The following is an 8,019-nucleotide window of genomic DNA, read 5'->3' on the forward strand; positions in this document are numbered from 1 at the left end:
TCCGGATTCGTGTGAGGCCCCCAGGGCTGCGCGCCCTCGGCGCCCGTGCCGGCCGCCGACTTCCTGCTCGAGCACATGAGCCGCACGCTGTTCGATCCGGTGGATCCCCAGGAGATCGGATCGCTCGATCCCAAGCTCCACGCGCGCGTCAACGGTGAGATCTATCGCTTCGCGACCGCGGCCTCACGCGGGCGCTTCGTGAAAGACCCCGTGCGCTGGTGCGGGATCCTGCGCGACCCGGTGAGCTCGGTGAGGTTCTATCCGGACCGCTTCTCGCCGCGCTTCGATACCGAGGAGAGCCCCTACTTCTTCGAGTCGGACTCGACCTTCAGCGCCTTCAAGAAGGATCCGGAGAAGTACGCGATTCACCGGAAATGAGACCGGTTCCCGGGACCGCTCTCAGCCCACCGAGACCGGCTGACGTTCCTCTTCGCGCAGCCCGTAGAGCGGCTGGTACTTGCCCCACAGGTAGTCGAGATAGGGACCGGTGCTGAGCTTGCCTCCGGTCGCGCGCTGGATGATCTCGTCCGCCGTGAACTTGGAGCCGTGCCGGTAGACGTTGTCCGTCATCCAGCCGCGCAGCGAGCCGAACTCGCCGCGGCGGATCTCATCCGGGATGCCGGGCTTCGCCTGGAGAGCCGAGCGGTAGAGCTGGGCCGAGAGCACATTCCCGATCGTGTAGCCCTGGAACGCGCCGCCGATCGGACCGGCGAACCAATGGACGTCCTGAAGGCAGCCCTGACGATCGTCAGGCACCTGGACCCCGAAGTCGGCCTCGAAGCGCTCGCGCCAGGCGCGGGGCAGGTCCTTGACCGCGAGCTTGCCCTCGAGCATCTCGAGCTCGAGCTCGAAACGGAGCATCACGTGGAGATTGTAGGTCACCTCGTCGGCGTCCACGCGGATCAGCGACCGCTCCACCTTGTTGATGGCGGCGTAGAAGGCCTCGCGCGACACATCGCCGAGCTGCTTGGGGAAGGCCTTCTGGATCTCGGGGTAGAAGAACTCCCAGAAACCGGCGCTGCGCCCGACCAGGTTCTCCCAGAGTCGTGACTGGCTCTCATGGACTCCGCTCGACGTGCCGGCGGCGAGCGGAGTGCCCTCGAGCTTCATGTCGATGCCCTGCTCGTAGAGGGCGTGACCGCACTCGTGGAGCGTGGCAAAGAAGCCGTCGGAGAGGTCGTCCTCGCGGAGGCGCGTGGTGATCCGCACGTCGCCGAGCGAGAATTTGGTCATGAAGGGATGGTGCGTCTTGTCCTGGCGACCGCGATCGAAGTCGTAGCCGAAGCGCCGGATCACCGCGAGCCCGAAGGCCCACTGGTCGGCCTCGGGCACGCGGCGCTTGAGGCAGGAGTCGTCGACCGCCGGACGCGAGGTGATCGCGCGGACGATGGGCACCAGCCCGGCGCGCAGGGTGCTGAACAGGGAGCGCACGGTGGCCGCCTTCATTCCATAGTCCGAGAAGTCGATGAGCGGGTCGGCGATGTGGTCGTAGCCGGGGAAGCAGTTGGCCATGCGCCGGGAGATGTCGAGCGTCCGCTCGAGCAGGTGCGTGACCTTCGAGAAATCGTTCGCGGGCTTCGCCGTGGTCCAAGCCTGATAGGCGAGCGGGGTGTGCTCGTTGAGCTCGACGACGAGCGAGGTCGGGATCTTGACCGATTGTTCCCAATCGCGACGGGTGACCCTCACCAGCGATGCATCATCGGAGTCGTAAGGCAGGTCCTGCGTCTCGCGCGCGGCGGCGTCGAGCAGGCGGCCGGTCTCGGCGTCGGTGAAGCGCTGATGGGAGAGCTGAGTCAGTGTGGCGATCTGCCGGCCACGAGCCGCGGCGCCTCCAGGCGGCATGTAGGTCGTTTGATCCCAGCGCAGCACGTCGGCCGCGTGGCGAATGTTGTCGATTTCGAGCAACCGGGATTTGAGCTGGGAGAGCGCGGTCACGAAGTCCTCCACGGTCGAGGGCGGCCTCTTCGGGGGTGCCGCATCCTACCCGAGGAACGCCGCGACGGCCACTTTTGGCGGCGGGATGGCCTTGACGGGGTGCTAGATTCAGCCTTCACACACGGAGGAGGCCTCCATGAAGCTGCGATACCTCGATCGAGCCATTGCGGTGGCTCTCCTGGCCGCCATCGCGGGACCGGCGGCGGTCCAGAGCGCGACGCCTGCGTCCAAGCCCGCGGCCAAACACGTCACGGCTCAGGCCGCGAAGGCCGCGCCGGGCGTCCCCGACGATCCATACCTGTGGCTGGAAGAGGTCGAAGCTCAGAAGTGCCTGGACTGGGCGAGCCAGCGCAACGCCGAATCCGCCAAGGCCATCACCACGAAGCCAGGATTCGATGCGATGGAAGCGCGCTTCCTGGCCATCCTGGACTCCAAGGCCAAGATCCCGACCATCGAGAAGATCGGCGCGCACTACTACAATTTCTGGAAAGACCAGAACCACGAGCGTGGCATCTGGCGCCGCACCTCGCTCGAGGAATACCGCAAGGCCGAGCCGGCCTGGGAAACGGTCATCGACCTCGACGCGCTATCCAAGGCCGAGAGCACGCCCTGGGTGTGGCACGGCGTGGAGGCGCTCTCGCCCGACTATTCGCGCTGCCTGATGAAGCTGTCCCGCGGCGGCGCCGACGCGGAAGTGGTGCGCGAGTTCGATCTGGGCGCCAAGTCCTTCGTGGCCGGCGGCTTTTCCCTGCCCGAAGCCAAGAGCGACGTGGAGTGGAAGAACAAGGACATGATCTACGTCGCCACCGACTTCGGCCCGGGCTCGATGACCAGCTCGGGCTACCCGCGCATCGTCAAGGAGTGGAAGCGCGGCACGCCCCTGTCGAGCGCCACGACCATCTACGAAGGGAAGGCCGAGGACGTGTGGGCGGGCGCCTCTCGCGACGACACCCCGGGTTTCGAGAGACACTTCGTCTATCGCGGCATCACCTTCTACACCCACCAGATGTTCCTGCTCCGCGACGGCAAGCTGGTCACGATCGAGAAGCCCGTCGACGCCGACCTGGGAACGTTCGGGGAGTGGATGCTGCTCAAGCTGCGCACCGACTGGACGACGAACGGGAAGACCTGGCCCCGGGGCGCCCTGCTGGTCACGAAGTTCGACGACTTCATGGCCGGCAAGCGCGACTTCCAGATGCTGTTCGAGCCCACGGCGCGCAAGTCTCTCGATGAGTACGCCACGACTCGAAGCGCGATCCTGCTGAACGAGCTGGACAACGTGCACAACCGGATCTACACGCTGCGGCTCGAGAAAGGCTCGTGGACCCGCACGCCGTTCCCCGGATTGCCGGAATTCGGCAAGGTGTACTTCAAGGCCGTCGACTCGCGCGAGTCCGACGACTTCTGGCTCACCACCACCGATTTCACGACACCGACCCGGCTCCACATCGCCCGCGTGGGCGGAGGACCGGCGGAGCAGCTCAAGCAGCAGCCGGCGTTCTTCGACGCGTCGCAGCTCCAGGTCAGCCAGCACGAGACGACCTCGAAGGACGGCACCCGAATCCCGTACTTCCAGGTGTCGCCCAAGGGGATGAAGCTCGACGGCAGCAACCCCACCCTGCTCTACGGATACGGTGGCTTCGAGATCTCGGAGCTGCCGACCTACAGCGCGACCCGCGGTGCGGGCTGGCTGGAGAAGGGCGGCGTGCTGGTGGTGGCCAACATCCGGGGCGGGGGCGAGTTCGGCCCGGCGTGGCACCAGGCGGGGGTGAAGGAACAGCGCCACCACTGCTACGAGGACTTCATCGCGGTGGGCGAGGACCTGGTGAAACGGAAGATCACGACGCCGCGCCGCCTGGGATGCATCGGCGGGTCCAACGGCGGCCTGCTGGTCGGCAACATGCTGGTGATGCGCCCCGACCTGTTCGGAGCCGTCGTCTCCCAGGTGCCGCTGCTCGACATGCGTCGCTACCACAAGCTGCTGGCCGGCGCCTCGTGGATGGGGGAATACGGCAATCCGGATGAACCGAAGGAGTGGGCATTCATCCAGGAGTGGTCTCCGTATCAAAACGTGAAGGCGGGCGTGAAGTATCCGCCGACGCTGTTCACCACCTCGACCCGGGACGACCGCGTCCACCCTGGTCACGCTCGAAAGATGGTGGCCAAGATGCTCGACCAGGGTCACGACGTGCTCTACTACGAGAACATCGAGGGCGGGCACGGAGGCGCCGCGACCAATGCCCAGTCCGCTCACATGTGGGCGCTGGCCTACATGTTTCTGTGGGGCGAGCTTGGAGGGACCGAGGGCACCACGGCCAAAGGCGAGGCCAAGCAGCCTTAGCCCTCCAGCCACGGACCCAGAGCCCGGCCTGGCCGCCGGGCTCTCGTTTTTTCACTCGGTCAGTCCGGGACCGGAAGGATGTACAAAGCTGCTCGAGAGCAGGCCGGAGGAGAGATCTGGTCCTCGCCTCGCATTTCCTTGTCAGTGCGACAGTTTGCTATCCGATCCCGACCGTTCTCCAGGTGGCACCTCGCTTGCGAACTCGCGGCCACGGAAGCCATTCCACCCCCGTGCATCCTGGAGGACGGCCATGAAGCGCAACCATCTTGCAAATGCCACGGTCCTGGCTCTGGCGCTGATCGCATCGCCAGTGTTGGCACAGTACGGCACGACGCCCACGGACCAGACGAACACATCGACCGCGCCGAATCCGAACAACACGAATCCGTCGACGAATCAGGGCACCACGCCTACGGGGACGACGCAGTCGACCACGATGGACGATCCGAACGCCACGACGACCACCACCACGACGACCACCGACGTGTCGACGACCACCACGACCACGGACGAGTCGCTTCCGGCGACCGGAAGCCCTTTGCCGACCGTGATCGCAGTGAGCTTGGCGGCCATGGCCGTCGGGGCCTGGCTGTCGCGGCCCCAGCCTCGGTCGTAAGCTTGTACATCTGAAAGGGCGAGCGCCGGGTGGATGATCGGGACCGCCTGGCGCCGCCCCGGGGGGATTCATGAAAGAACCCCTGCGAGGTCGAATCGGCCGTGGCCTCACTCTCCTCGGGGGATTGGTACTTGCATTCACTTTAGGCGCCATCCTGGAGACCAAGAGTTTCCAGGAACGCCTGAACCGGCGACTCGAGGCGTTTACAGCGCCTCGAGACACGCCGGTGACGACCCGAGCCGACGCGACGCGTCGTGAGGCCAGCGCGAGTGGCCTCATTGGACGCATCGAGATCGAGCGGCTCGGGGTTTCCGTGCTCGTGGTCGAAGGCACTTCCTCGAAGGCCCTGCGTCGCGGCGTCGGTCATGTCGAAGGCACGGCCTATCCCGGCGAGCGCGGCAACGTCGGCCTGGCCGGCCATCGCGACAGCTACTTCCGTCCGCTCCGGAAGATCGTGGCGGGCGACCGCATCGGGCTGCGCACTCCGGACGGGCACTTCGTCTACGAGGTGGACACCACCCTGATCGTGAGCCCGAAGCGCGGCGATCTGCTGCGGACGGGAGACGATTCGCGGCTGACGCTGGTCACCTGCTACCCGTTCTACTACATCGGCCCGGCGCCGCGGCGCTTCGTGGTCGTGGCCCGCGAGGTGGATGGGAAACGGCGTCTGGGCCACGTCCGAAGCTCGCGCTCGGGGTACGTCGCGAAGGGCGTGCTTCCCTAGGCTTCGGTTCAGCCGATGGCGATGGGGGCTTGAACCGGGCCGCCACCGGATGCGCGCAGTCCGGTAGCGGCCCGGTGCCTCACGCCATCGATCAATTGATCCGCACGACGGAAACGGACTTCATCCCCTGCGGCGTCACGAGACGGATGTAGTAGACGCCGTTCGCGGTCTGCTGGTCGCGGTCGTCCCGACCATCCCACTCGACCGTGTACCAGCGCGGCCCGTCCTGCCAACCCTCCACAAGGCCGCGGATCCGGCGACCCTGCGCGTCGAACACGCCGAGGCTCACATCGGAGGGCCCAGGCAGTGCGTAGGAGACCGAGGTGCGTGACTTGAATGGGTTCGCAGCGTTCTGACGCAGCTGCAGGCCGAGCGGACCCGATGGCACTCCCGTCATGGGCGAGAGCTGGGCGACCTCACTCGAGATCGACTCGACACTGCGTCCACGAAGCTCGGACATGAATTCCCGGGTCGAGGTGAGCTCCAAGCCACTCTCGGTGACCTTGAGCCTTCCCTCGGGAGCGATCGTTCGGTACATGCCACGATCCGCCCGGGTCAGGAAGAGGACGTAACGCTCACCCTCCGCGTAAGGAGGATCCTCGGCGAGGATGTAGTCCTCGTTGCCGGTGCGGAAGAGCTCGACGACGCGGGCCTTGAGCTCGCCGGCGATCACCTTGTCGACCGCGAACAGAATGCGCTGGGTCGGGATCCGGTCCACGCCGTCCTCCAGCCCTTCGACCTGATTCACAAGGTCGGCGCCGGCATTGACGCGCAACACTCGGCCGCTGACCACGGCCAGCGAGCGCGAAAGCGCTTCCTCCATCGTGTTCGGGCGGTCGTGCCAGAAGGCCACGGCCCGCGCCGTGCCTTCGGGGATCTCGCCGGACAGCGGCCCCGACTCTCCGGACACCTCCGGAGTCAAGGACGCGAGATCATCCGGAGCGGTCGCCGCCGGAGCGTTGGCGTACTTGGTCGCGATGTCGTTGATGTTGTGCTGAACGAGGGTGTAGTACGTGTTGATGCTGTAGAAGTAGCCGCCGCCCATGCAGCCGCCGTCGTTCGAGTGGTCGAGCCCGAAGAGGTGCCCGACTTCCTGGCAGAAGATGCCGCGATAGCCGTTCGACGTATAGCTGTAAGAGCGATTGACCCGCGCATGGCCGTGGAGAATGTTGCAGCCGCTCGCGCTTTCGATCGACGCGATGCCGGCCCAGCCGGTGTTTCCGTAATACCCGTCGAAGACGCTCATCTCCGTGTGATAGTTGACGCGGGGAACCGACAGGATCGTCCTCGTGTCCCACTCGGAGACCGCGGCGTTCGCCTGGCTGGACAACGCCGCGGTGACGTACGCAGGGACGGTCCGGTTGGGCTGCCGCCAGCAACTCCAGTTGTGGGCCTGGGCGATCGCGGCTCCGAGAATGGTGGCCAGCACGCATGACGCGACGGTGGTGCAGGTTCTGGTTCGGAGGTTCACGGGCCTTCTCCTTTCCTTCTGGCGATTGCCTGGAAATGGACGAAGGGACCGACTCGCACCCGCGCGCTGAACGCCCGGCCGCGCGCAAATATCCGGACGACATCGATGGATGCGGGGGACCCGCGGCTCGAAGACACCCGAAGTGAATCGTGAGCAAGCCAGCGGCAGGAGAGACTGCAGCCGATCGCAGCGCAGCGTCACGATCGGACGCCGCGTAGGGGTTCCCGGTCAGCGGTCGGTGCAGACTTACGCAAGCGCTGGGTTCGCGTGCGGTTCCGCGGGGGATTTCCGAGCCGTGCGCAGCTTAGTGACACGCTCGGGACGACGCGAGCGCAATTCGCTGAACCCGGCAAAGGAAGCCGGCGAATTGACCTTTTGTCCAGTTTCGGAACAAGGGCTACGGTGTGGCGGAGGAGCTACCCATGACCCTCATCGAGCAGGTCGAGACCGCCGAGCAGATCGCCGCCGTCCAGGATCTCCTGCGTGAGTACATGGCGTGGTCGGACACGCTCACCACGGACAATCGCGCAGCGCCCACCTTCGCCGGCTGGGAGGAGGAGTTCGCCTCGCTGCCGGGAATCTACTCGCCTCCCCGGGGTCGCCTGCTGCTCGCCACGCATGAAGGGCGGCCGGCGGGGACCGTGGCCCTCAAGCCGCACGACGACCAGGTCTGCGAGCTCAAGCGCCTCTACGTGCGTCCCGGATTTCGCGGGCACGACATCGGGCGCAAGCTGGTCGCGGCGCTGATCCAGGCCGCGCGCGATACCGGCTGCAAGCGCATGGTGCTCGACAGCCACGTCTCGATGAAGCGGGCCCACGAGCTCTACGAGTCGGTCGGCTTCGAGCGCGTGCCCGCGCCGGACCACTTCCCCGAAGCGCTGAAGCCGCTCGTGGTGTTCATGGAGCTCGATCTCGAGAAGGCGCGGGTCTGA

Annotated in this window: 7 protein-coding genes; 4 read left to right on the forward strand and 3 right to left on the reverse strand. The window is 66.1% G+C overall.

From position 1 onward, the window contains the following. The first annotated feature begins 45 nt into the window (after positions 1–45). Positions 46–378, forward strand: coding sequence for a hypothetical protein (locus VFQ05_18460; protein HET9328753.1), 333 nt, complete (start codon positions 46–48; stop codon positions 376–378). 21 nt (positions 379–399) lie between these two features. Here the strand turns inward: VFQ05_18460 and VFQ05_18465 are convergent, their stop codons facing one another. Continuing rightward, the gene (locus VFQ05_18465) at positions 400–1,935 is read right to left on the reverse strand and encodes a carboxypeptidase M32 (protein HET9328754.1); all 1,536 of its coding nucleotides are present in this window, start codon (positions 1,933–1,935) and stop codon (positions 400–402) included. A 136-nt stretch (positions 1,936–2,071) separates the two neighbouring features. Between VFQ05_18465 and VFQ05_18470 the strand changes: the two genes are divergently transcribed. After that, entirely contained in the window at positions 2,072–4,276 is a 2,205-nt protein-coding gene (locus tag VFQ05_18470) for a prolyl oligopeptidase family serine peptidase (GenBank protein ID HET9328755.1), read from the forward strand. A gap of 396 nt (positions 4,277–4,672) precedes the next feature. On the opposite strand, the gene VFQ05_18475 is transcribed toward VFQ05_18470, so the two are convergent. Then, a complete protein-coding gene (locus VFQ05_18475) occupies positions 4,673–4,849 on the reverse strand; it encodes a hypothetical protein (GenBank protein ID HET9328756.1) in 177 nt (58 codons plus the stop codon). Positions 4,850–5,118: 269 nt separating this feature from the next. Here VFQ05_18475 and VFQ05_18480 point away from each other — a divergent pair, with 269 nt between their 5' ends. Next, complete coding sequence (locus VFQ05_18480; protein ID HET9328757.1) at positions 5,119–5,616, forward strand: class D sortase; 498 nt, start codon at positions 5,119–5,121, stop codon at positions 5,614–5,616. A gap of 91 nt (positions 5,617–5,707) precedes the next feature. Here VFQ05_18480 and VFQ05_18485 read toward each other — a convergent pair whose 3' ends face one another. Next, positions 5,708–7,087 carry a FlgD immunoglobulin-like domain containing protein gene (locus tag VFQ05_18485; GenBank protein ID HET9328758.1) on the reverse strand — a complete coding sequence of 460 codons (1,380 nt, stop codon included), beginning with the start codon at positions 7,085–7,087 and terminating at the stop codon, positions 5,708–5,710. Positions 7,088–7,509: 422 nt separating this feature from the next. Between VFQ05_18485 and VFQ05_18490 the strand changes: the two genes are divergently transcribed. Beyond that, complete coding sequence (locus VFQ05_18490) at positions 7,510–8,019, forward strand: GNAT family N-acetyltransferase (GenBank protein HET9328759.1); 510 nt, start codon at positions 7,510–7,512, stop codon at positions 8,017–8,019.

The sequence above is a fragment of the Candidatus Eisenbacteria bacterium genome (genome assembly GCA_035712145.1).
Lineage (GTDB): Bacteria > Eisenbacteria > RBG-16-71-46 > RBG-16-71-46 > RBG-16-71-46 > DASTBI01.

What these genes read in the sequence shown, in the direction of transcription:
- VFQ05_18470 (HET9328755.1), top strand. Translation starts at nt 2,072, where the DNA reads ATGAAGCTGCGATACCTCGATCGAGCCATTGCGGTGGCTCTCCTGGCC.
- VFQ05_18475 (HET9328756.1), bottom strand. Translation starts at nt 4,849, where the DNA reads ATGGCCGCCAAGCTCACTGCGATCACGGTCGGCAAAGGGCTTCCGGTC.
- VFQ05_18490 (HET9328759.1), top strand. Translation starts at nt 7,510, where the DNA reads ATGACCCTCATCGAGCAGGTCGAGACCGCCGAGCAGATCGCCGCCGTC.